The following is a 23302-nucleotide window of genomic DNA, read 5'->3' on the forward strand; positions in this document are numbered from 1 at the left end:
GGTTCATGCAAATCGCTCATCACTCTAGCACGTTGGGGGCGTTGCGGACGGGGTGGAATCGTTTGGGCGATGCGCCTGGAGGGGTGAGCCGGGGCCGCTTGGAGGGTGCGCCTGCCGCGGCGGGGCGGGACCGCTTGGAGGGTGCGCCTGCCGCGGCGGGGCGCTCTTATCAAACCGCGGCAGGCCATGCGGGGAGATGCGTTTACAGCGATGGGGGTGCATACTTTATACTTGCACGAAGAGACTTGAGGATGGAGCGGCGGGCGCGTTCGCACGCCCGGCTCCGCGGTAGCGTGTGCCGTAGTGAGAGCATGGGGGAAATCGTGGAATTCTGGTTCGTCGTGTCGCAGATCGTCGCAATCTCGGTGCCCATCGCATTGGGATGGTGCCTGCACAAGCTCGGCGTGCTCGACGACCAGTTCGATGCCGGCCTTTCCCGTCTTGTGCTCAACGTCGCGCTTCCGTGCTCGATCGTCGCGTCCATCGACGGCAACGCCAACCTGTCCGGCGCCGGAACGTTGGTCGGTTTGATGGCGGCGACCGCGGTCGTCTACATCGTGGGGCTTGCCGTCGCGTTCGCGCTCACCGCCTTCACGCGCGCGCCGCGCGGCGAGGCGCCCTCATACCGGTTTGCCATCGCTTTTGGAAACTGCGGATTCGTTGGGCTGCCGGTCATTTCGGCGATTCTTGGGAACGAGGCCCTGCTCTACGTTGCCATCTCGCTCATCCCGGCGAATATTGCCATGTTCGGCATCGGCCCAGCGCTCTTTTCCCAGGGTGCAGACGAGGGGAGCAGCGGTGCCGGTTCGCTAGCGGCTCGTAGTGCCCCCTCGCCGGCGCGTCGGCTGCGCACCATGCTCGCCTCCTTGAAGACCCCGACGTTTTTCGCCAGCCTGCTCGTGCTCGTGCTGGCGCTTCTCGGCATCACGGACCTCGGCGTCGCGGGCGATTCGATCGGCATCATCGGGCAGGCCGCCACGCCGCTCGCGCTGCTCGTGACCGGCTCCTCTATCGCGCGGTACCGTCCGCTCGAGATGGTCGGCAACCCGCGCGCCTATATTGCCGCTGCGGGAAGGCTGCTAATCGTTCCCGCCCTAAGCTTCGCGGCGCTCCTGCTCTTTCCGCTCGAGCCGTTTCTGCGGGCCGTGATCGTGCTGGACAACGCTATGCCCGTTGCCACGGCGGGCGTCTTGTTCTGCCTGCAGGCGGGCGGAGACGCCAAGCCCATGGCCCAGGCGACCTTTCTGAGTGTGGTCGGCTCCGTCCTGACGATTCCCGCCGTGACGATGCTCGTCGGAGCCTCGTGACGCCTTCGGTATAGCAATCGGCCGAACTGGGCTCCGGCGCGGCAGTGCTTCGTTTCGCCGCGGGCTCTGATGCGACGTGTCCCGTCCGGCTGTGCCGCGGTGCGCCCGCGGGCTGCGAGCGGTGCGCCCGCAGCCCGCGTTTCTCGGCAGCTTGTCGCTCTGCTTCTTCCGCTCTGCTAGCAGAGGTCGAGGTGGTAGTAGTGCCCGAGCGCGTCGGCGGCGAGGATGGCGTCGCAGACCATCTGCGGCGTCACCGCAAAGGGCATGTTGCCCATGGTGTCCGTGGGCGCGCAGGCGCTTTCCGCCACCGCCATGATCCGCTCGCGCGAGATGTCCTCGACGCCTAGGTCTTCGAGCGTGGTGGGAAGTCCTACCTCCATGCAGAAGCCGAGAACCTCCTCGAGCTTCTCGGTCGGGGCGTTCTCGAGCACGAGCTGCACGATCGTGCCGAACGCGACCTTTTCCCCGTGATAGCGGGCATGGGTTTCGGGCAGCTGCGTCATGCCGTTGTGGATGGCGTGCGCCGCTGCGAGGCCGCAGCTCTCGAAGCCGATGCCCGAGAGCAGCGTGTTCGCCTCGATAACGCGCTCGACGGCGGGGTGGTGCAGCCTGCTTCGAGTGCGACCTTGGCCTTCACGCCGTCTGCCATGAGCGTGTCGAAGCAGAGCTTGGCCAGAGCGAGCGCGGCGCTCGTCGCCTTGCCACCGGCACAGGTATCGGCCTCGCTCTCAACGCAGGCGCGCGCCTCGAAGTACGTGGCGAGCGCGTCGCCCATGCCGGAGACCGTGAGACGGACCGGTGAGGCTGCGATCACCGTCGTATCCATGAGCACGATATCGGGGTTGGCAGGCAGGAAGAGGTAGCGATCGAAAACGCCGTCTTCCGTGTAGATGACCGAGAGCGCGCTGCACGGCGCATCGGAGGAGGCGATGGTGGGGCAGACCACCACCGGGACGCCGAGCTTGTACGCTACGGCCTTGGCGGTGTCGAGCACCTTGCCGCCGCCCACGCCCACGATGACATCGGCTCCGGCGGCCTTGGCGGCCTGCGCGATGCGGTCGATCTCGGTGTCCGAGCACTCTCCGCCGAACGATTCGAAGGTGATTGTGGCGCTCGAGTGCTCAAAGCCGCCCTCGATCTTCGCGCCGACGCGCTCGATGCCCGTGCTCGTGGCGATCGCGAGCGCAGCCTGGCCCAGTGGTTCGATGTGGCTCGCGAGCTCGGCAAGAGCGTCGGGACCTTGGATATACTTGCTTGGGCTGTTGAAGATGCGTGCCATGGAAATCCTCTCTCGCAATGCGCGCCCCATGCGCGCTGTCCAGCTTGTACCCGCGCGCTCCCGCTGCCACACATCGACGTTGTCTGCGCATCCGTCAAACACAACATCTTGGTCAAGAGGTGCCAGCTGCCGTTCGCCGAATCGTGGTGCCGCAACTTGTGGAGCGGCATCCACGAATGGTTGACGGGGCGCGCGAGCGCAACCGCAGGTGGGGGAGTTGGGCGAATTTGTGACCCCCGTTCCTGTGTTCGCCGTGGGTAATGCGCCTGAAAATAGGCCATTTATGCTGACCTGCATAAACACAATATGTAGTATGCCATCTACAAAACTCCACACGATGTAGTGAGAAAACCTGACGTAAGATAGGTAGCGCTCATTACCAGAAAGGTTTCTCATGAAGATCATCAAGCGCAGCGGCGTCGAAGTCGCTTTCGATATCACCAAGATCGAGAACGCCATCCGTGCAGCCAACAAGGACGTGCAGGAATCCGACCGCCTCACCGAGCGCCAGGTCGTCTATGCGTCGCAGAACGTGGCGGAGGCGTGCGAGAACGCCGGGCACACGGTCGCCGTCGAAGAGATCCAGGATATGGTCGAAGACGAGCTTATGAAGCTCGATAAGTTCGAGGTCGCCCGCAAGTACATCATCTACCGCTACGTGCAGGGTTTGAAGCGCACCAAGAACACCACCGACGACAAGATCCTCTCGCTTATCGAATGCAACAACGAAGAGGTCAAGCAGGAAAACTCCAACAAGAACCCCACGGTGAACTCCGTGCAGCGCGATTACATGGCGGGCGAGGTGTCCAAGGACCTCACCCAGCGCGTGCTGCTGCCGCAGGACGTGGTGCGGGCGCACAACGAGGGCCTCATCCACTTCCATGATTCGGACTATTTCGCCCAGCACATGCACAACTGCGATCTCGTGAACCTCGAGGACATGCTGCAGAACGGCACCGTCATCTCCGGCACGCTCATCGAGCGCCCGCATAGCTTCTCGACGGCCTGCAACATCGCCACGCAGATCATCGCGCAGGTGGCGAGCTGCCAGTACGGTGGCCAGTCCATCTCGCTCACGCACCTCGCGCCGTTCGTCGAGGTGAGCCGTCAGAAGATTCGCCGTCAGGTGGAGGCGGAGCTCGCGGAGCTCGGCGTCGATGCCAGCGAGGACAAGGTCTCGCAGGTGGTCGAAGAGCGCCTGCGCGACGAGATCCGCCGCGGCGTGCAGACCATCCAGTATCAGGTCGTGACCCTCATGACCACGAACGGCCAGGCGCCCTTCGTGACCGTGTTCATGTATCTCGGCGAAGCCCGCAACGAGGCCGAGAAGCACGACCTCGCCATGATCATCGAGGAGACGCTCCGCCAGCGCTATGAGGGCGTGAAGAACGAGCAGGGCGTGTGGATCACTCCGGCGTTCCCCAAGCTCATCTACGTGCTCGACGAGGACAACGTCTACGAGGGGAGCCCCTACTTCTACCTCACGCAGCTTGCTGCCAAGTGCACGGCCAAGCGCATGGTGCCCGATTACATCTCCGCCAAGAAGATGCGCGAACTCAAATTGTCGAAGGGTGAGCAGCCGGGCGAGGGCGACGTCTACACCTGCATGGGTTGCCGCAGCTTCCTCACGCCGGATCGCTCGGGCAACGGCTACGATAACGTTGCCCGTGCCAAGAACTACGAGCCGGGAAAACCCAAGTACTACGGTCGCTTCAACCAGGGTGTCGTGACCATCAACCTCCCGGACGTGGCGCTTTCCTCCGGCGGCGATGCCGAGAAGTTCTGGGAGATTTTCGATGAGCGCCTGGAGCTCTGCCATAAGGCCCTGCGCTGCCGTCACGAGCGCCTGAAGGGCACGCTCTCCGACGCCGCGCCGATTCTGTGGCAGTACGGCGCCCTCGCGCGCCTCGATAAAGGCGAGACCATCGACAAGCTGCTCTATGGCGGCTACTCTACGATCTCGCTTGGCTATGCGGGCCTTTACGAGTGCGTGAAGTACATGACTGGCGCGAGCCATACCGATGAGCGCGGCAAGGGCTTTGCGCTCTCGGTCATGCAGCATATGAACGACAAGTGCGCTGAATGGAAGGCTGCGGAGGACATCGACTATTCCATTTACGGCACGCCTCTCGAGAGCACCACGTACAAGTTCGCAAAGTGCCTGCAGCGCCGCTTCGGCATCATCCCCGGCGTGACGGATAAGGGCTATATCACCAACAGCTATCACGTGCACGTGAGCGAGGAGATCGACGCTTTCGATAAGCTCCAGTTCGAGAGCGAGTTCCAGGCGCTCAGCCCTGGTGGCGCCATCTCCTACGTCGAGGTTCCCAACATGCAGGACAACCTCAAGGCCGTCATCCGCGTGATGCAGTACATCTACGAGAACATCATGTACGCGGAGCTCAACACCAAAAGCGATTACTGCCAGGTGTGCGGCTACGACGGCGAGATTCGTATCGTCGAGGACGATGGCAAGCTCGTTTGGGAGTGCCCGAACTGCCATAACCGCGATCAGGAGAAGATGAACGTGGCGCGGCGCACCTGCGGCTACATCGGAACGCAGTTCTGGAACCAGGGGCGCACCGAAGAGATTCGCGACCGCGTGCTGCATCTGTAAAGGGTACGGGGCGGGCTTGCCGGCATATCGTCCCGTGCTCAGACATTCTCGGAGCATCGGCAGAGCCGATGCTCCTGCGAAACTGCGCGCGGGACGATAAGCCGGCAAGCCCGCCACAACGTTGACGGCGCAGCAGCGTGGCGAATCTCCTCGGCCCGCCGGATGGTCCAGCGTCTGCTCAACAGGGAAAGATGCTGAACTGGCGACGTGGGTTAGTAGGGGGTATTGGCTGTAAGCGTATAGCCAGGGCTTGCGGCGGTACGATACCGCAGCAAGAAGAGGCTGCAACGAGAAAGCGTTGCGGCGGAGCGACGAGCTGCGAGAGCGATTCCGCCGCGCTCGCTACAGCCGCGAGGCCAGGTCAGCGCGCTGGGGCGCGGGCATATCATCCCGCGCGCAGTTACGCAGAAAGCCTGGCGGGAGCCAGGCTTTCGAGTATGTTTGAGCACGGGATGATATGCCCGCGCCCCGACGGAGGGGGAGCGATGAACTACGCCGAGATTAAATACTTCGATATCGCCAACGGCGAGGGTGTGCGAACGTCGCTCTTCGTGAGCGGGTGCCGTCGCGGGTGCCCTGGGTGCTTCAATTCCGGCGCTTGGAGCTTCCTTGCCGGCAAGCCTTTCACGCGGGAGGTCGAAGACGAGATCATCGAGAGCTTGGATCATCCGTTCTGCGAGGGCTTGACCATTCTCGGCGGAGAGCCCATGGAGCCGGAGAACCAGGAGGGGCTCGTCGGCTTCGTCGAGCGCGTGCGCAAGCGCTTTCCGCGCGAGGTGCGACCGGATGGCTCGCCAGAAAAGACCATCTGGTGTTTCACGGGCGATACGCTCGACGAGCTCATGCCAGACGGCAAGCATCATACGGCGGTGACGGAGCGCCTGCTCGGCTGCATCGATATTCTTGTTGATGGGCCGTTTGTGCAGGATCTCTATGACATCTCGCTTCGTTTCCGCGGATCTTCCAACCAGCGCCTCATCGACCTCAATGCCACGCGCGCCGCGGCGGCAGAGCGCGGCTGCTCCCTCGCCGAAGCTGTCGAGCTCTGGCAGGATGAGCAGGTATACGCGACGCACAGCATGTAGGGAGCCTGCCAACGCGCTCGCGGTGCCGTCTGGATGCAGCGCTCCAACTATCGAATGCCCGAACATCGTTGCAGCTTTCCGTCCTTGCATCCTAAAGCGGGCCTCTTCACGCTTGCGTGTTCTCCCGCTAGCATGGAGCTGGCGACGAACGGAGGACGTATGGATGAGGCAATCCCCCATAAGATAGGACTTCACGAGATGACCCGCGTGCGGGCGGTGTGGGAACACCCGGTGTTTCAGCGGGAGCTTGCCCGGTTGGAAGAGCTCGAGCGCGACCGGCCATTCTGTCGCCACGGCATACAGCATCTGCTGGATACGGCCCGCATCATGCGGATTCTGAATCTGGAACAGGGGCTGGGATTCTCTCGCGAGGTCGTGTATGCGACGGCCCTGCTGCACGACGTGGGCAAAGCCGGGCAGTATGCGGACGGCGAGCCCCATGAGGTGGCAGGCGAGCGTCTGGCACGCGAGATCTTGGAGAGCGCGCCGCCTGACACGCGCTTTGCCCCCGATGACGTCGACCAGATGTGTCTCGCCATTCGCGGGCATCGGCGCCTTCGCCCGGATGCAAGCCAGCTGGAGCGCCTGCTGTTCCAAGCGGACAAGGCCTCACGCGCCTGTTTCGCCTGCCCCGCCGAGGTTCGCGCTGCCTGCACCTGGCCTGATTCCAAGAAGAACCTCGCGCCACTCATCTGAATACCTGCGTGAATCGTAGACACCGGGTGATTCTGCTTCATGTGAATCACAGACACCGGGTGATTTCGTTTCAACTATGTTCCCGCGGGCCAGTTCATTCCGCTCGGTATTGGGTATAGAGAAGCGTGGAAGAACACGACGAAGGAAGCGATTACTATGACGCAGAAGCATCTTCCGGAAGATACCTCGCGCGGCGAGGAGACCACGCTTGCCCAGCGTAGCGGAGCAGGGTTGCCTGCCACGCGGCGTGCGCTCGCAAAGCTCGAGCCAGGCCAGCTTGAGCATGCGGACAAGATCATCATCTCCGGGTTGGAGGTGTTTGCAAATCACGGCGTCTATCCCGAGGAGACGGCGCTCGGCCAGAAATTCATCGTGTCGGCGACGCTTTTTGCCAGCCTGCGCAGGGCGGGGGAGACCGACGACCTAGGTGAATCGATTCACTACGGCGAGGTGTGCCATGAGATCGACGCCTATCTGCGCAGCCACACGTTCAAGCTTATCGAAGCGGCGGCGGAGCATCTTGCGGACGAGCTGTTGCACAAGCATCCGGAGCTTCTTGCAGTGCGACTTACCATCGAGAAGCCGTGGGCGCCCATTGGTCTGCCGCTGAAGAGCGTCGGCGTCGAAATCGAGCGCACGCGCTAAGGGCATCGCAGCCCGAGCGGCTTTGGCGCTTTGGCGGCGCTGTTGCCCGCTCGTACGCGCTCTGAGGGCGGCTGCGGCGTTGCGATTGATGGTGAGAAGGCCCCATTCGATACGGGATGGGGTCATTTTTATGCATGGAATATCATGCAAATCCGGCCCTACTCGGAGCGTTCAGAAAACCTTCCGACTCGAGCCTCGAACGCTGCAACACATCTAGCTGCGGATACTCAATATTCTCGCAGGTAGATGAGTTGCATTGATAATGAAATACGCACCTCGAGTCGGTAGGTTTTTGGAGATGCGGCGAGTAGCCAGTAATCCCTATGCAAAAGCCATGGCGCGCCAGGTTTCAACTGCTGGGAACGGCCGTCCCTTTGCCGCGCGGTCGTCTCGTTGCGGGTGCAGGTGTCTCGCCGCAGGCGCGTGCTTCCTCGCAGCCTATGCCTGCGGACGCGCTGCGGCTCGCGCGGGCTTTTTGAGCAGGGAAGCGATTGCGCGATTCTCGGGGCAGTAGATGTCGAGCAGCGTATGAAAGCGCTGGTTGTGGCTCGGTTCCATGAGGTGGCAGAGCTCGTGGGCAACAACGAATTCCAAGCATGAGAGCGGATACGCCGCAAGGCGCGCATTGATGCGGATGGCCCTGGTGCGCGGCGTGCAAGAGCCCCAGCGCGTCTTCATGGCGCGCACCTGCCATCGGCTGGCGTGAACACCCATCTGGTGCTCCAGATGCTCTGCGACGGCGGGTAGCGCCCGTTTCACTTCCTGTCGGTAGAGCTCTGCAACGAGGTCCTCTGCTTCGGCGGCGGCGCTTTCCGGCGACAGGGCGGATCCGAATACCTTTTCGGACGAGACGAGCTCTCCCCACAGGGGGATGGTGCTCGGTGCATGCGCGGCGTCGCGTTCCAATTCTGCTTGTTCGCGATGGCGCAGCACATGCTGGGCGATCCACGAGGCTCGCCGGTCGAGGAACGCCTGCGCCCGCGCCGCGCTCGTGTGGAGTGGAATGCTTGCGACAACGCTTCCATCACCTCGGACGCGTAGGTTGAGATTTTTCACGCGCTTCCGGGCCACCGTGACCGCGATGGCGCCGGCAGGCGTGTCAACGTTCAGGATGAAGTTTGCGGCGCCAGCCGTCTTCGGGCTTGCAACGTTGCTGCCGGGTGTCTTGCGTGCGTGCGCGGTCAAGGTGCCTCCTTTGCGGATGGGTCTTCAGTATGGTAGTGCATGGGCGCCGAAAATGAGTTGCGGATACTCCGGGCGCACTTGCCGTTTTCGGGCGGGATTTCGCCATGCTTGCTCTTTCCGGGCGATATTCGGACGCATCCGCCGTTCTTGGGCAATAGTTCGCCATCTGAGGCACGGAATACGGCGGATTATCGCCCGAGAGCGCCCCGCATGGCGGATTATCGCCCGGCAAAGTCCTGCAGCGTAATTCCGCCCGAGGGCGCCCCGCATGGCGAATCGCTGCCCGTAAAGTCCCGTAAGGAGAATCGCTGCCCGAGAGCGTCCTTCATGGCGAAATCCCGCCCGAGAACTCCCCGCGGCTAGCGTCTGCATGCATGCTCGCCCAGCGCGCGTGCGTGAACGGCATTGCCCATATTCCCGTGGTAGCGCGGCATTGTTCGTACGCCTCCTGAGAGCTCAGTATTCTCCGTGCGCTCGCGGGGACGGCGTGGAGTCGCTTTTGCCACGCCGGAACGGTGTCTTGCCTCGCCTATACTGGTGCCTGCTCATTCGGTACGACGCCGCGCCGCGTGCGCGGAGGAGGGAGCCTCATGGTCGACGTTGCGATCATCTTCGGCGGCATTTCCACCGAACACGATATATCGCTTAAATCTGCAGACAACGTCATCGCGCAGCTTCCGCGCGACCGGTTTCGCCCGGTTCTCATCGGCATCACGCGGGATGGCACATGGTTGCACTACACGGGCGATGTTGAGGATATCGTCTCCGGTGCCTGGGAGGGCCACGATGTGGAGCCGGTGGCGCTCCTGCCGGGTCGCGGCGAGAGTGCGCGGGGCGGTTTTATCGAGCTCGCCGAGGAGGGCGCATGCCAGCTCAAGGTCGATGTAGCGCTCCCCGTGCTCCACGGCCAGGGCGGCGAGGACGGCACCGTTCAGGGTGCGCTCGAGGCGTGCGGCGTTCCGTACGTGGGCTGCGGCGTGCTCGCCTCTGCGGTGTGCATGGATAAAGACGCCGCCCATCGGCTCGCTGCGGCGGCGGGTGTGCGCTCTCCGTTGTGCGAGGTGCTGTATCGTGGCGCTTCCGATGAGGAATGCCAGGCGGCGGTGGAGCGCTGCGGCGGGTTCCCCGTCTTCGTGAAGCCCGCTCGCGGCGGCTCGTCCATCGGTGTTTCCAAGGCATCGGACGAGGCGTCGTACCGCACGGCGCTAGAGGCCGCTTTCGCGCTCGATGAGAAGGTTGCCATCGAGGAGGCCATCCAGGGCATCGAGGTGGGTTGCGCGGTCGTGGGCGACGCGGTGCGCGGAACGAAGATGGGCGCCGTTGACGAAATCGTCATCCAGGGCGATGGCTTCTTCCGCATCCATCTCGAGAAGGATCCCGGTGCGAATACCGAGTTGCGCTGCCCCGCGGACCTTCCCGACGACGTGCTGGCGCGCGTGCGCGCCGCAGGCCGCACGGTGTATGAGGCGCTCGGCTGCTCCGGTTTCGCGCGCGTCGACCTTTTCGTGACGCCCGAGGGCGAAGTGGTGTTCAACGAAGTCAACTCGACGCCCGGCATGACGTACTACTCGCGTTTCCCGCAGATGATGCGTGTGGCGGGCCACGAGCTTGACGAGGTGCTCGCTGAGCTCATCGATGCGGAGCTTGAGGGCGCCGCATAAGGTACGGCTGCGGCGTCTGCCTTGCGGCACATCAGCGGCTACGGCGCATCGGCCGTTTGCTCGTCTGCGCTATGATGGCGCCGCGGTTCGCCTCGGCCATCCCGCGCCAGTTTAGTGTCAACGCGCCATGCGGCACGATTGCCGGGCGCACGAAAGAAATGAGGAACGATGTCCAATACCGGTAAGAAGCTTCGCGTTCATTATCGCGGTACGCTCGATGACGGCACACAGTTTGACAGCTCCTACGACCGCGGGGAAACCCTTGAGTTCGTCTGCGGCGCCGGCCAGATGATCGCTGGCTTCGATGCAGCTGTGGTCGATATGCAGGAAGGGGAGAAGAAGACCGTGCGCATTCCCGCCGCCGAGGCATACGGCGAGCGCCGCGACGACCTCATTCTTACGTTCCCTGCTAACCAGGTGCCCAATATCGAGCAGATCAATGCGGGGGACAAACTCTTCCTGCAGACGCCCTCGGGCCAGCCCGTGCCCGCGACGGTGATCAAGGTAGACGAGACAGGCGTGGTGCTCGATGCGAATCACGAGCTCGCAGGCAAGGACCTCACCTTCGACATCGAGCTCGTCGAGGTTGCCGAGGCGTAGACTCCGCCTTGTATCAGGCGTGGGTAAGGCAAGCCGGCCGGGCCGGGTTCCGTTTCGTGAAATGGGACTAGGCCCGGCCGGACGAGATGAGGGGCGTCGAGGCGGGCGTCGAACTGGGCGACGAGATTAAGGGCGTTCAGCCGTCTGTGTCGGCCGAGGCTAGGGGCGTTCACCCGTCTACGCCGGACGAGACTAGGGGTGCCCGTCAGGGTTGGAATTACGCTTCCCGGGTTTGACAGGCGGGGCAGAGCCCCTCGAAAAACGTATAGTGCGAGACGTCTGCATAGCCTGTCGAACGGGCGCAGCCGGTGTCTGCGCCGGCATCGTAGGGGAGGTCGAGGTCGCTCACGGCACCACATGACGTGCAGATAAGATGGGCATGGTGGTCGCATCGGTCGTCGAAACGACTTCCACCCGGTGTTTTAAGCTGCTGGATCATGCCCTCGTCGGAGAGCAGCGAGAGGTTGCGATATACCGTTCCCCGGCTGATGCGGCCGTCGTGGCGCCGGACCTCGACGAACACATCATCGGCGGTGGGATGGCCGTTGTGCAGGGCTCGAACGGCATCGAGGACGAGCCGGCGCTGCCGGGTATTGCGTCGCTGTACGGCCATCGGAGCCTCCTTGCCGTCGTGGTTGCTCGCGCTTCTGCGCGACGTGCGCTGCGCGGGTTTGCCCTGTTGCGCGCACACAGCGGCGCGAAACGCGGCTCGGCGGGTGCGTGCGGCCGCGGCTACCAGGCTGGCGTGCGGCCGCGGCTCAGCGGGCGTGCGTAGCCGCGGCTACAGAGCTGACATGCCGGCGCAGCATCCGCGCACGTCATTGTATATGAGTATATTACTAACATTTACGCGTGCACCGCAAGGTGCCCACTAATAACGCACGGAGAAGCCGGTTTCGTTGCTTTGGACGTCAAGCGCCTGCGCCTCGGTAAGCCAGACGCGGCAGCGCATGCGGGAGTAATAGGCGTGGACGGTGTCGAGGTGCTTGATGATGGCGCCGCCTGGGCCCTGGATCTCCATTTCGACCGATCCGTCGTCCAGGTTGAGGACCCAGCCCGTCAAGCCGAGCTCCCTGGCCGTTCCCTGGTTAGTCCAGCGGAACCCCACGCCCTGCACGTTGCCCGTGAAGAGGAAGCGATAGCGGACCGGCGCGCCGGCGTCTTGGGCGAGCGCCCTCTGAAGCTCCTTGATGGTGCAGAGCTCGAGGGGGCTGCGCTGGCTGCCTGGGGCGGCGCTGCCTGAAGGACCGCCTGCGCGCTCCGCGCCGCTCCCGCCTTGCCCTGCATAGGTGCGGATGCGGTCGATGATACCCATCGTGCGCTCCCTTCGCTCGCTATCGTTCGCCTGCTTCGCGTGCATCGCTTGCCAACACGTCGGCGGGGAAGGACACGCCCATCTGGCGGCGCGCCTCGTCCATGAGGGCGAGAGACGCCAGCGTGACGTCGCGATAGTGCCGAACGTTCCCGAAGGGGCCTGCGGGCGCGTCGAGCGGGTCGGAACCTGCTTGAACCGCGTCGACCGCATCGCAAAAATCACTGAGCTCGTAAACCATGGTGTTAGGCACCTGCGGAAGCTCGAGGTCCTCCGTGCGGGCGCCCTCTTCGACATGCACCTGCTTCGCCGCCGCACGCACCGCGGTGCCCCGGTGCTCGACGCGGGCCCATGTGGGTACCGAGATGCCGTCGAAGGTGAGCGTCGCGGTCTCGCTCTCGATTTGCGACGGCAGGCGATCGTTGGTGATCTTGGAGAAGTGGAGCGTTGCTACGAAGTCGGCATAGCGGGCGATGATGACTCCCGATCCATCGAGGGGGCCATGGGTGAGGCCGCGAGTTTCCTCATCGAGGAGAACGGGAGCCGCGAGAACGGATTCGGGTGCGCCGAAGAGCTCGATAAGCGGCTCGACGGTGTAGACGCCGATATCCATGAGAGAGCCGGTGGCCATCGCGCAATCGAAGATGTTGGTGTGCTTCCCGGCGAGAATTTCGTCGTAGCGAGATGAATACTTGCCAAAATGAAGATCGGCGCGGCGAATGCGGCCCAGGTTGCGCGTGAGGTCGCGAACGGCAACGAAGGCGGGGTCGTGCAGGGGGCGCATGGCTTCGAGCACCACGACGCCGGCCTTCTCGGCGGCATCGAACACAGCGCGCGCCTCGCGCTCGTTCGCGCCCAGCGGCTTCTCGGCGATCACGTGCTTGCCGCCCGCGATGCAGGCGAGGGCCTGCGACGCATGGAGCGCGTTGGGGCTTCCGAGATACACGGCGTCCACCTCGTTGCTGGCGGCGAGATCCTCGAGCTCGGTGAAGGGGCGTGAGCCGCCGCGCGCCTCGGTGAATGCCTTTGCGCGCTCGAGGTCGCGCGAAAGCGTGCCTACGAACACGGCGCGGTCGCTCGCGTTGATCTCTTCGATGAAATCGCTGGTGATGGCGCTGGTGCCGATAGTTGCGATGCGCATGGGGCTCCTATCTGTCGTGGCTTCGCGGACGGGAGGTCGGGATATTCGGGCCCGGCTCGGGCGGTCCTCGCGTCGGGCAGCCAGGCTGTCCCACACTGCGGAGCCCGTCGGGGTGGAGCATCCGGCGACCCTTACCGCAACCGTGCTCGCTTGAGGGTATTGTACTCGCGAATCAACGGGTGGGGCACATGTACTCGCGAATCGGCGGGTGGGGCACATCGCTTCGCGCGCACCTAGGGAAGCGCTGATATTCCCTCCGGGGCGATCGCGATTTCAGCTTTTGGGCACTTCGGGGAGGAGGGCCCGGGTAGCCGTGCCGCATCCGGGAGGGTGCCAGCCGCCTGAGCTGTGCCTTTTCCCACCCCTCGCCCGCCCGTGCCCGTCCGCCGCGCGGGGAAGTGCCCAAAAGTTGAAACCTCGATGGGGCGGATGCTTCTGGCGCCCCATGATCAGTGTTTCCCTAAGAGCAAAGGGGAGCTGTCCCCATTCGGTATGGTCTCGAAGAGCTAGTCGGCGTCGGTGAAGCCGGTATCGACGAGGAGGTTGCCGGAATCGGCAGCCGTCGTGGCGAGCTCATCACAGCGTTCGTTGAGTTCATGTCCTGCATGGCCCTTGACCCAGACGAATGAGACCCGATGGGGCTCCATGGCGGCAAGGAGGCGCTGCCAAAGATCGATGTTCTTAACGGGTTTCTTGGCTGCCGTCTTCCAGCCACGGCGCTGCCAGCCTTCAATCCAGTGCTTGTTGAAGGCGTTGACGAGGTATTGGGAATCCGAGTGCAGCTCGACCTCGCAGGGGCGGTTCAACGTCTCGAGCGCCACGATTGCGGCGAGAAGCTCCATGCGGTTGTTGGTGGTGCGCTCGAAGCCCTCGGACAGCTCGCGCGTGAAGGTTTGCCCCTGGCTGTTGGTAAACGAGAGCACGGCGCCGTAGCCACCGTTGCCGGGATTTCCGCGGGCGGATCCATCGGTATAAATGGTCACCTTCACGCCGTCCTCTTTTCTGCCTCTATTCGGATCGATGCGTGTATCGGGCGGCTGCGCGCTTTTCCGCGAGTTGCCCGCTTTCATTCGAGCCGATATCTCTTCTTTTCCGTTCGCTTACACGCGCTTTGCGCGCCATTGCCCCATCGATTCTATGGTTGTTGACGAGGTTTTCAAAGCGCGTAACGCATTTTCCGCATGGGGCTCCAGGGTCTGGGTGCCCTGCGGTGGCGGGGAGGTTGGAATGGGCGAGATGGCGGCGGTGCTTCTCATGGTACTGGGTGCAGTGGCGGCCTTTGCCGCATCCGAGGTCGTTCGCGAGCTCGAGCGAAAGAGCGAGCGCCTCGTGGACGAGGCACGCGAGGCATGATTCCGCTGGCCGCCATCACCGAGCGTTTGATGGGCGGCTGTGTTGCTATACTGGCTGCGACAGATTCGTAGCCAGGAGGAGCGCCATGCAGTATCGAGTTGACCCCAGGACCGGACGCAGGCTCTCGGTTTTAGGGCTCGGCTGTATGCGGTTTCCAGGCAGCGTGCCCGGCAGGCCCGACCAGCGCCGGGCGGAGGCCATCATCGCGCGCGCCGTCGAGTGCGGCGTCAACTATCTCGACACGGCATATCTGTATCCGGGAAACGAGGCCGTGGTGGGTGCGGCGCTCGAGCACCTGGGCCTGCGCGACCAAGTGTTTCTCGCGACCAAGCTTCCCCATGCGTCGTGCAAGGACGAGGCGGACCTCGATCGCATCTTCAACGAGCAGCTGCGCCGCTTGCGAACGGATCGCATCGATTATTACCTCATCCACAACATTACGAGCCCGGCTCAGTGGACGCGGCTTGTTGGCCTCGGCATCGAGGCATGGATTGCTCGCCAGAAGGCGGCGGGGCGGATCGGGGCCATCGGGTTCTCCTATCACGGCAGTACGGGCGATTTTTCCCTCGTGCTCGATGCTTACGACTGGGATTTTTGCCAGATCCAGTACAACTATGCGAACGAGCGCTACCAAGCGGGGACGGCGGGGCTCGTCGCCGCTGCCGGACGCGGGCTCGCGGTCTTCGTGATGGAGCCGCTTCTCGGTGGGCGGCTTGCCGGGAAGCTCCCCGCCTCCGCGCGCCGCATCTTTGATCAGGCTGCCGACCGCATGGTGGGCGAGGGGCCGGGTGCGGTCGAGCTCACGACGCCTGCCGCCTGGGGCCTCTCGTGGGTGTGGGACCACCCCGAGGTCACGATGGTGCTCTCGGGAATGACTGCCCCCGAGATGGTGGACGAGAACGCGCGCATCGCGACCGCCGCACTTCCGGGCGCGCTTTCGGCGGCTCAGCACGAGGTCGTGGCGCGCGTTCTGCAGGTGTTTGAGCGCTCGAACCGTGTGCCTTGCACTGGCTGTAACTACTGCATGCCCTGCCCCCGGGGCATCAACATTCCCGGGTGCTTCGCCGCGTACAACGCGTCGTTCGCCCATGGCTGGTTCACCGGCGTTTCGCAATACTTCACGGCATCGGCGGTGCGCACGGGTTCCCCAAAGCTCGCGAGCAATTGCGTGCGCTGCGGGGCGTGTCTTTCGAATTGCCCGCAGCATATCGAGATTCCCGATCGCCTGCTTGATGTGCAGCGCCGGCTCACTCCGGGCCCGATCGGCGCCGCGCTCAAGCTCATCGCCTGCCGGAAGGGGTGAGCGCGCTCGGAGAGGGTTGCGGCGAGCGTCTTGAGGCTACGTGCTCGGTCGGCGGCGAGGCGCTCGAATGCTCTCCTGTTCGGGTACCATGCCTCATCATGAGAGGCGATGAGGAGGAATTCCATGCTCACGATCGGATGTCATCTGTCGATTTCGCGGGGGTACGCGGCCATGGGAAGGACGGCGCTCCAGATCGGGGCGAATACCTTTGCGTTCTTCACGCGCAACCCGCGCGGCGGCACGGCAAAGGTGCCGGATCCCGATGATGTCGCGGAGCTTCGGCGCATCGCGCGCGAGCATGCGTTCGGTCCGCTCGTGGCGCACGCTCCCTATACCTACAACCTATGCTCGGCGAAGGAGCGCGCGCGGGAGTTCGCGCTCGAGGGCATGCGCGAGGACCTCGAGCGGCTCGAGCTTCTTCCAGGCACGTTCTACAATTTTCACCCTGGCGCGCATGTGGGGCAGGGGATGGAGCGGGGCATCGAGCGTATAGCCGAGGCACTCGGCCACATCATGTTCGAGGGGCAGAGCACGCGCGTGCTGCTCGAGACCATGGCGGGCAAGGGAACCGAGGTGGGCGGGCGCTTCGAGGACCTCGCCCGCATCATCGCGCTCGTTGAGAAGCGCCGCCCGGAGCTTGCCGGAAACCTGGGGGTATGCCTCGATACGTGCCACGTGAGCGATGCGGGCTACGATATCATCCATGACCTCGATGGAGTGCTGAGGGAATTCGACCAGGTCGTTGGGCTCGAGCGGTTATGCGCTGTGCACGTGAATGATTCCAAAAACCCTTGCGGCGCGCACAAGGATCGCCATGCGCGCATCGGGGATGGGTACCTCGGGTGCGAGGAGCTTGGTGGAGGCCTAGGCGTTTTCGCCGCCGTGACGCGCCATCCGGCTCTTCGTGATTTGCCGTTCATTCTCGAGACGCCGAACGAACTCGCCGGCTACGCAGCGGAGATCAGGCTTCTGCGCGGGCTTGCGGCGTGACGTGAGAATGCTTCGCCTTGGCTCTCATTGGGACCTCTGCGTAGGATCGGGTTGAGCCTGCACTTTTGGTCGCAGGGGCAGCGAGGTGCCCGGCTCAGCTCCGGGTCGCCCAGATCAGTTCTTATCTAGGCGATGATTCCCGCCTGTTGTTTCACCGTGAGCACGCGCCGGACGCTATCGTCGATGCGCTCCTCTGTGAGCGAGCCCGTGGCGATGGCGTTGAGCACGCCTTGATGGGCGGCATGAAGGTCGGGGGTCATGAGCAGGACATCGCCGCCTGCAGCGAAGAAACGGACTGCGGCATCGGTGGGTTCGTAGTTCTCGGTGATGGCTCCCATGGCGAAGGAATCCGAGATGATGACGCCGTCGAAGCCGAGCTCTTCGCGGAGGACGTCGTGCATCATGACGCGCGAAAGCGATGCGGGCAGGCCGTCTGCCGCGAAGTTGGGCGTCTCGATGTGCCCAACCATGATCATGGGGCAGCCGGCATCGATAGCCGCACGGAACGGCTCGAACTCACATGATTCGATCTCGTCGCGCGTGCGCTCGGCATAAACGGCCCCGGTATGCGAATCGCCCGCCGTGTCGCCATGTCCGGGAAAGTGCTTAACGCAGGGCAGCGTGCCCGTTTCGAGCATCGCGGCAACCTCCGCCCCAACCATCTGGGCCACCAAGTCCGGGTCGGATCCGAACGATCGCTTGCCGATGGCGGTGTTCTCCGGGTTGGTGAGCACGTCCGCCACCGGGGCAAAATCGAGGTTGAAGCCGATCTCGTGCAGGTAGGACCCAATCGATGTTCCTACGCGCGCGGCGTGTACCGGATCGCCGCTGGCTCCCACGTCGGCCATGTTGGGGAAGTGCTCAACATCGAAGGCGCCGGAGTTGGCAACGCGCGCGACAAGCGGCCCGCCTTCCTCGTCGACGCCGAGGAACGGGGCGATTCCGGCACCCGCTGCACAGCAAAGCTCGCGCGTGCCGGAGATGAGGTCGAGCGTCTGGGTCGTCTCGACAATGTTTTGCTTGAAGTACACGAGGCCGCCAACAGGAATCTCTTGCAGGGCGCGCTCGGTCTTGCTGCCTGCGACGGTGGCTTTGGATACGCCGGTGAGCTGCTCGGGCGTAACGAGGAAGAGTTGGGCCACCTTTTGCTCGAGCGTCATGGTGGCGAGCAGGCGCTCGACCGTGCCCTGGGGCTCTGAAGACGATGTGTCCTCCGGCTCCTCGACGGGCTCGTCTGCCGCGTGGTCCGTTCCAGCGGAATCACTGATCGTCGGTACATTGTCCGCAGACTCGTTTTGGTTGGCAGCGTTCTGGCAGCCTGCAAGGCCAAGCGCGCCAAGGCTGAGTGCGGCGCAGACGCCTCGTCTCGAGATGTTCCTCATAAGCCCCCCTATCGTGATGCAGGAGCACAAGCGTGACAGAGCGCCCATGCGCCGGCAACATTTCAACGCGTGGTTGTACCCCGCTTCGCGTCCCGACGCAGGGCGTCCCTGGTCGTATCCCGAAATGGGGTCCCAGATCTTGCCGTTTTGGTCCGCGGAAGCGGCATAACCCGGGCCCCGTTTGCACGCTTCGCGCATCGCATGTCGGGCGCGGAGTGTAGAGCGGGGCGGGCCGGTCATGGGTGCGGCGCATGGGCCGGCATGCGCTATCGCGCGGCCGCGATGGATGGCGCGGCTGGTGCGCTACAGCGCGCTGCGATAGATGGCGCGCGCGTCGTCGAGCGTGAGCTGCTTGAAGCTTCCGAAGACTTCGCCGCGGTTCAGTGTGAGGCCGGGGATCATGCGCTCGATATCGTCTTCATGTACGTCGAACTCGCCCAGGGTGCGAGGCATGCCGAGCGAGACGAAGAACTCCTGGAGCTCATCGATCGTTGCGGTGACGGCGTCCTCGATGGCCTCGTCGGAGCCGTCCACGGCCTCGATATCGAAGACCTCGTGCGCGAAGGTGAGGAAGCGCTCGGGATGCTCGCGCCACACGTAGCGCATCCATGCCGGGAAGATCACCGCAAGGCCCGCACCGTGCGTGATGCTCGTGTCGAGTGCCGAGAGCTCGTGCTCGAGCCCATGGCAGGTCCAGTCTCCGTCGCGGCTGCCGGGAACGTTGACGCCGCATCCGGCGATGCCGTTGTGGGCGAGGGTACCCGCCCACATGAGATTCGCGCGGGCATCGTAGTCGTCCGGCTGCGCCAGGGCGCGCGGGGCGCATTCGATGACGGAGCGAATGATGCCGCAGGCGATGTGGTCGGTCACGGGCACGGCGGGCTCGCCCGAGAAGAAGCGCTCCATGACATGCGAGATGATGTCGACTGCGCCGGCGGCCGTCTGATAGGGCGGCAACGTATAGGTGAGCTCAGGGTCCATGAAAGCGGCGACGGGACGGTTGAGGTCGGTGTTGATGCCGCATTTGAGGTGCTCGGCGTCGTTGCTGATCACCGAGGAATTCGAGGCCTCGGAGCCCGAGGCGGGGAGAGTGGGAACGGCTGCCACGGGAATGCGCTCGGTGGGCGCGGCGCGATGCACGAAGAAGTCCCACACGTCGCCGTCGTAGACCGCTCCGAGCGCGATGGCTTTGGCGGTGTCCATGACCGAGCCGCCTCCCACGGGCACGACCACGTCGACCTTCTCGGAGCGCGCGAGCTCAACGCCCTCGCGAACGAGCGTGATTTCGGGGTTGGGCCGCACGCCACCAAGCTCGACGTGGGCGATGCCGGCTGCGTCGAGCGACGCCTCTACGCGGTCGAGCGTGCCGGCCGCGCGGGCGGAGCCTCCGCCGTAAACGATGAGCGCCTTGGTGCAGCCGATACGGCCGAGCTCGGAGCCTATGGATTCGAGTGCGTTCTTGCCGAAGACGATGCGCGTGGGGGAGTAAAAGGAGAAGTCGTTCATGGGGGCTCCCATCTCGTGGTATTCGTGCTTGGTACCGGCCGAGGCGTGCTTGCCCCACCGGCATCCTTGAGGGTAGCACGACGGCCGGCCCTGCCACACCCAGAAGAACGGGCCGTCTGCGAAAGCCCGTTCCCGTCGTTCATTCTTGGGCATGAATGTACCGTTATCGGCCCATATTCGTCGCGTTAACGACACATTCTTGCCCCAAGTTGAAAGCGTGAGAGACAGATGTGCCAAGGTGCTACCCTTCGCATCCGAGACGCCGCAGACTGCGTCATAATGGAAACAGATATCATGGCGCGGCGCGTAGACGGAGGGAACCTATGGAGCGCATTCGGCTCATCATGAGTGATATCGACGGAACGATTATGCCTCCGGGAAGCAAGAGCGTCTCGGCGCGGACCGTTGCGGCCTTCCACGCGGCGCGGGAGGCGGGGATCGTCATTGGCCCTGCAAGCGGACGCGGGCTCCGTCAAATTCCCGCATTTTTTGCGGGCGACGATTCGTGCTGCCTCACCTGCGTTGCGACGAACGGCCTTGAGGTCTATCACGAGGGCGAGAAGATCTGCGAACGGCGCCCGCCGCGTGCCGCGCTGGAGCAGCTCGTGGACGTTCTTGCCGAAGAGCCCGGAGCGGGAATCGTCGCTTTCGATGGCGCGCTCCCGTACCTTTGCTGCGGCGACGTTGGCGACCTTGCCGCCGTTATGCCGGGCTACGCAAAGGCCTGCCGCCCGCTTGGGTGCCTTCCGGATTTCGATGCACTGAAGGTCAACGTGTTCGCTCCTCGTGACATGCCCGCTACCGTTGAGCTCTGCGAGCGTCTGAACCGCTCGATTGAGGGCATCGATTTCGACGTCCCGATGGCGGGGTATCTAAATATCATGCCTGCGGGATGGAATAAGGGTACGGCCCTGCAGTTCCTTTGTGATCATGTGGGCATCTCTGTTGAGGAGGCGGTCGTGTTCGGCGATGCGGGCAACGATCTGACCATGTTCCGCGTCGCGGGGCATCCCGTTGCCGTGGGGAACGCGACACCCGAAGCAAGCGCGGCTGCTCGCTGGCATATCGGGCGCTGTGAGGACGATGCCGTGGCGGCTGCGATCGAGGCGCTCGCAGCGGGGGAGTGGCCCTTCATCGCGTAGGCCCGTGTCCCGCGCGTGCCTACACTTCGTCGAGTATTTCGAGACGAACGATGCCGTCGAGCGGAATGCGCGTTTTTACCACCCAGAGCTCGCGGGCCGCGAGGTCGATATGGGACACGCAGCCGGTGAGTTCCGTATAGGCATCGCGGTCGTAGTGGCGCACGCGCACCACCTGTCGCTTGCGCACGCGCTGGACGACGGCCGAGAGCTCGAGCGACTCTTCTTCGGTGAGTTCGTGCCGGGGCTCGGGCACCCGGGCGGCCTCGTGCAAGAGCTCATAATAGCCGCGGAGCGCGGCAAACGGCATGAACTGTGCCGCGCGGTCGGCCCGGGCGCGTCCGTTTGCGGTCGTGCGCGGCGGTTGCCCATCATGCATGGTGCCCTCCCACCTGCTCGTTGCGCTCGCGCGCCGTGGCCTTCTCGGTGAGGCTCATACCGCGCAGGAGCGCGTTCTTGCCGAACTTGCCCTTCACCGCGAGCACGGCTCGCTGCAGGTCGTGCTCGCGCTTATCGGTCGCCACGTCGGTGAAGAGGTCAATCGTTGCGAACTCCTCGGGAACGAGGTTGCCGAGCCCCACGCTCATGCGCCTGATGGGAACGTCTTTGCTCACGCGTTCACTCCACAGTTCATCGAAGGCGGCCATGAGCTTGCGGTATGAATTCGTGAAGCCCGCGAGCTTGCGCGATCCGCCGGCGCGTCCGTAGCCCTTCGGCCCCAGCCGGCGCTTGCCGTGCTCGCCGACGAACACGTCGCCCGGGTTGGCGCGCGAGGGGCTTGCCGGCCCGTCGCCCGTGGTCGCGCCGCCCGCACCTGCGGCATAGCCCACCGAAAGCGAGATATGGTTCGTGACCTGCCCGCGTTCCACGAGCTCGAGCACCGAGGCATCGATCATCTCCTTGAGCACGGTGTGGGCTTCTTCGAACGTATAGTTGCAGGGCAGCACCTGCCCGTTCACGTACGACGAGGCTGCCGGGCGGTAGGCTTGAATCTCTGCGATGGTGGTGGGCTCGCGGCCGAAGGCATGGTCGATGAGATACTCCGCATTGACGCCGAACTCGCGGTAGAGTATCTGCTCGTCGAGCGCGGCGACCCCCATAAGGTCGTAGACGTGGTACTTGGCGAGCCTCGCCGCAATGCCGGGGCCGATGCCCCAGATGTCGGTGATGGGCCGATGTGGCCAGATCTGCGCTCGGAACGACTCTTCGTCGAGCACGCCTATGTTGTCGGCCACGTGCTTGGCGGTGATGTCGAGCGCCACCTTGGCGAGGAAGAGGTTCGGCCCGATGCCCGCTGTAGCGCAGACGCCCGTGTCGCGCCGCACTTCGGACATGAGCTTCTCGGCAAAGCTGCGCGCGTCGATGTCGTAGAGCTTGAGGTAGGGCGTCGCATCGATGAAGCATTCATCGATGGAGTAGGGATGGATGTCGTCGGGGCTCACGTAGCGCAGGTAGATGCCGTAGATGCGGGCCGAGACCTCCATGTAGTGGCGCATGCGCGGCATGGCCTTGATGTAGGAGATCCCCGGTGGGATCTCGAAGATGCGGCAGCGGTTGCGCACGCCGAGCGCTTTCATGGCAGGCGTGATGGCGAGGCAGATGGTCGTGTTGCCGCGCGTGGGATCGGCCACCACGAGGTTGGTGGTGAAGGGGTCGAGCCCGCGGTCGACGCACTCGACCGAGGCGTAGAAGGTTTTGAGGTCGATGCACAGGTAGGTGCGCTCCTGCCCGGTGCTCGCGACTGCGTCCATGCAGCTCCCCTCATGCGACATCTCCGCGCCCGTGCACCGGTTCGGCGCACGGGCGGCGTGGTTGCAGAAAAAGTCGACGTGCTTAGTATAGTACATATGTTCGCATTGCGCCTACGGCTGCGGAACTTTAAGAAATCGCAGGTAGGTCCGGGTCCGGTGCCGAGCCGGATTCCGATGCGCCACCTTGCTGTTTCCGGGCTGTTTCCGATTTGCAAGCAGACGGTTTCAATCACATAAAATGGGCGTGTCATGGTGTTTTCAATACTATTGCTATTGATTTGCAAGCTGTTTACCAGCAAAAATGCGATGAATTCATGCAGCATTACCCGGTTACCATGCTTCCTACCATC

At 63.8% G+C, this 23302-nt stretch carries 22 protein-coding genes; 11 read left to right on the forward strand and 11 right to left on the reverse strand.

All coding sequences use genetic code 11. The features are described 5' to 3' along the window. Positions 1–323 precede the first annotated feature (323 nt). Positions 324–1307 (forward strand): AEC family transporter, encoded by a 984-nt coding sequence (locus HGEM_RS03505; protein ID WP_035100629.1) that lies wholly within the window; start codon positions 324–326, stop codon positions 1305–1307. A gap of 176 nt (positions 1308–1483) precedes the next feature. On the opposite strand, the gene HGEM_RS10595 is transcribed toward HGEM_RS03505, so the two are convergent. Further along, the gene (locus HGEM_RS10595; RefSeq protein ID WP_420834426.1) at positions 1484–1810 is read right to left on the reverse strand and encodes a dehydroquinate synthase/iron-containing alcohol dehydrogenase family protein; all 327 of its coding nucleotides are present in this window, start codon (positions 1808–1810) and stop codon (positions 1484–1486) included. Beyond that, a complete protein-coding gene (locus HGEM_RS03510; protein ID WP_268257916.1) occupies positions 1807–2586 on the reverse strand; it encodes an iron-containing alcohol dehydrogenase in 780 nt (259 codons plus the stop codon). Before HGEM_RS03510 ends, HGEM_RS10595 begins: the two co-directional genes overlap by 4 nt. A gap of 394 nt (positions 2587–2980) precedes the next feature. Here HGEM_RS03510 and nrdD point away from each other — a divergent pair, with 394 nt between their 5' ends. From nrdD to folB, 4 genes are all read left to right on the forward strand, one after another. Then, positions 2981–5203 carry an anaerobic ribonucleoside-triphosphate reductase gene (nrdD, locus tag HGEM_RS03515; RefSeq protein WP_019128027.1) on the forward strand — a complete coding sequence of 741 codons (2223 nt, stop codon included), beginning with the start codon at positions 2981–2983 and terminating at the stop codon, positions 5201–5203. Between the two features lie 485 nt (positions 5204–5688). Then, positions 5689–6288 carry an anaerobic ribonucleoside-triphosphate reductase activating protein gene (nrdG, locus tag HGEM_RS03520; RefSeq protein WP_019128028.1) on the forward strand — a complete coding sequence of 200 codons (600 nt, stop codon included), beginning with the start codon at positions 5689–5691 and terminating at the stop codon, positions 6286–6288. Between the two features lie 159 nt (positions 6289–6447). Then, on the forward strand, positions 6448–6984 hold the full coding sequence (locus tag HGEM_RS03525; RefSeq protein WP_019128029.1) for an HD domain-containing protein: 537 nt from the start codon (positions 6448–6450) through the stop codon (positions 6982–6984). A gap of 156 nt (positions 6985–7140) precedes the next feature. Then, positions 7141–7629, forward strand: coding sequence for a dihydroneopterin aldolase (gene folB, locus HGEM_RS03530; RefSeq protein ID WP_019128030.1), 489 nt, complete (start codon positions 7141–7143; stop codon positions 7627–7629). Positions 7630–8067: 438 nt separating this feature from the next. Here the strand turns inward: folB and HGEM_RS03535 are convergent, their stop codons facing one another. Continuing rightward, positions 8068–8814, reverse strand: coding sequence for a M48 family metallopeptidase (locus HGEM_RS03535; protein ID WP_019128031.1), 747 nt, complete (start codon positions 8812–8814; stop codon positions 8068–8070). Positions 8815–9404: 590 nt separating this feature from the next. On the opposite strand from HGEM_RS03535, the gene HGEM_RS03540 reads away from it, so the two are divergent. Further along, positions 9405–10475, forward strand: a complete 1071-nt coding sequence (locus tag HGEM_RS03540) for a D-alanine--D-alanine ligase family protein (protein WP_019128032.1) — start codon at positions 9405–9407, stop codon at positions 10473–10475. A gap of 168 nt (positions 10476–10643) precedes the next feature. Then, positions 10644–11075 (forward strand): FKBP-type peptidyl-prolyl cis-trans isomerase, encoded by a 432-nt coding sequence (locus HGEM_RS03545; protein WP_019128033.1) that lies wholly within the window; start codon positions 10644–10646, stop codon positions 11073–11075. Positions 11076–11292: 217 nt separating this feature from the next. Here HGEM_RS03545 and HGEM_RS03550 read toward each other — a convergent pair whose 3' ends face one another. The 4 genes from HGEM_RS03550 to rnhA form a co-directional block, all read right to left on the reverse strand. After that, the gene (locus tag HGEM_RS03550; protein ID WP_022349137.1) at positions 11293–11688 is read right to left on the reverse strand and encodes a Fur family transcriptional regulator; all 396 of its coding nucleotides are present in this window, start codon (positions 11686–11688) and stop codon (positions 11293–11295) included. Between the two features lie 258 nt (positions 11689–11946). Then, positions 11947–12390: an acylphosphatase gene (locus HGEM_RS03555; protein WP_019128035.1), complete on the reverse strand. Its 444-nt coding sequence runs from the start codon at positions 12388–12390 to the stop codon at positions 11947–11949. 19 nt (positions 12391–12409) lie between these two features. Further along, complete coding sequence (locus tag HGEM_RS03560; protein WP_019128036.1) at positions 12410–13528, reverse strand: Gfo/Idh/MocA family protein; 1119 nt, start codon at positions 13526–13528, stop codon at positions 12410–12412. Between the two features lie 506 nt (positions 13529–14034). Further along, positions 14035–14517, reverse strand: coding sequence for a ribonuclease HI (gene rnhA, locus HGEM_RS03565; protein ID WP_019128037.1), 483 nt, complete (start codon positions 14515–14517; stop codon positions 14035–14037). Positions 14518–14755: 238 nt separating this feature from the next. On the opposite strand from rnhA, the gene HGEM_RS10600 reads away from it, so the two are divergent. From HGEM_RS10600 to HGEM_RS03580, 3 genes are all read left to right on the forward strand, one after another. Next, on the forward strand, positions 14756–14881 hold the full coding sequence (locus tag HGEM_RS10600; protein ID WP_268257917.1) for a hypothetical protein: 126 nt from the start codon (positions 14756–14758) through the stop codon (positions 14879–14881). Positions 14882–14966: 85 nt separating this feature from the next. After that, complete coding sequence (locus HGEM_RS03575; RefSeq protein WP_035100633.1) at positions 14967–16184, forward strand: aldo/keto reductase; 1218 nt, start codon at positions 14967–14969, stop codon at positions 16182–16184. Between the two features lie 123 nt (positions 16185–16307). After that, entirely contained in the window at positions 16308–17174 is an 867-nt protein-coding gene (locus HGEM_RS03580) for a deoxyribonuclease IV (protein ID WP_019128040.1), read from the forward strand. A 125-nt stretch (positions 17175–17299) separates the two neighbouring features. Here HGEM_RS03580 and HGEM_RS03585 read toward each other — a convergent pair whose 3' ends face one another. Then, positions 17300–18556 (reverse strand): glycoside hydrolase family 3 protein, encoded by a 1257-nt coding sequence (locus HGEM_RS03585; RefSeq protein WP_019128041.1) that lies wholly within the window; start codon positions 18554–18556, stop codon positions 17300–17302. Between the two features lie 303 nt (positions 18557–18859). Further along, positions 18860–20062, reverse strand: a complete 1203-nt coding sequence (locus tag HGEM_RS03590) for an iron-containing alcohol dehydrogenase (protein ID WP_019128042.1) — start codon at positions 20060–20062, stop codon at positions 18860–18862. A 323-nt stretch (positions 20063–20385) separates the two neighbouring features. On the opposite strand from HGEM_RS03590, the gene HGEM_RS03595 reads away from it, so the two are divergent. Continuing rightward, positions 20386–21204, forward strand: coding sequence for an HAD family hydrolase (locus tag HGEM_RS03595; RefSeq protein ID WP_019128043.1), 819 nt, complete (start codon positions 20386–20388; stop codon positions 21202–21204). Between the two features lie 19 nt (positions 21205–21223). Here HGEM_RS03595 and HGEM_RS03600 read toward each other — a convergent pair whose 3' ends face one another. Together HGEM_RS03600 and HGEM_RS03605 are read right to left on the reverse strand one after the other, a co-directional pair. Further along, positions 21224–21580 (reverse strand): YolD-like family protein, encoded by a 357-nt coding sequence (locus HGEM_RS03600; protein ID WP_019128044.1) that lies wholly within the window; start codon positions 21578–21580, stop codon positions 21224–21226. Next, a complete protein-coding gene (locus tag HGEM_RS03605) occupies positions 21573–22952 on the reverse strand; it encodes a Y-family DNA polymerase (RefSeq protein ID WP_035101181.1) in 1380 nt (459 codons plus the stop codon). The genes HGEM_RS03600 and HGEM_RS03605 overlap by 8 nt, the downstream gene beginning before the upstream one ends. Positions 22953–23302 lie beyond the last annotated feature (350 nt).

It is taken from the genome of Enorma massiliensis phI, assembly GCF_000311845.1.
Classification (GTDB): domain Bacteria; phylum Actinomycetota; class Coriobacteriia; order Coriobacteriales; family Coriobacteriaceae; genus Enorma; species Enorma massiliensis.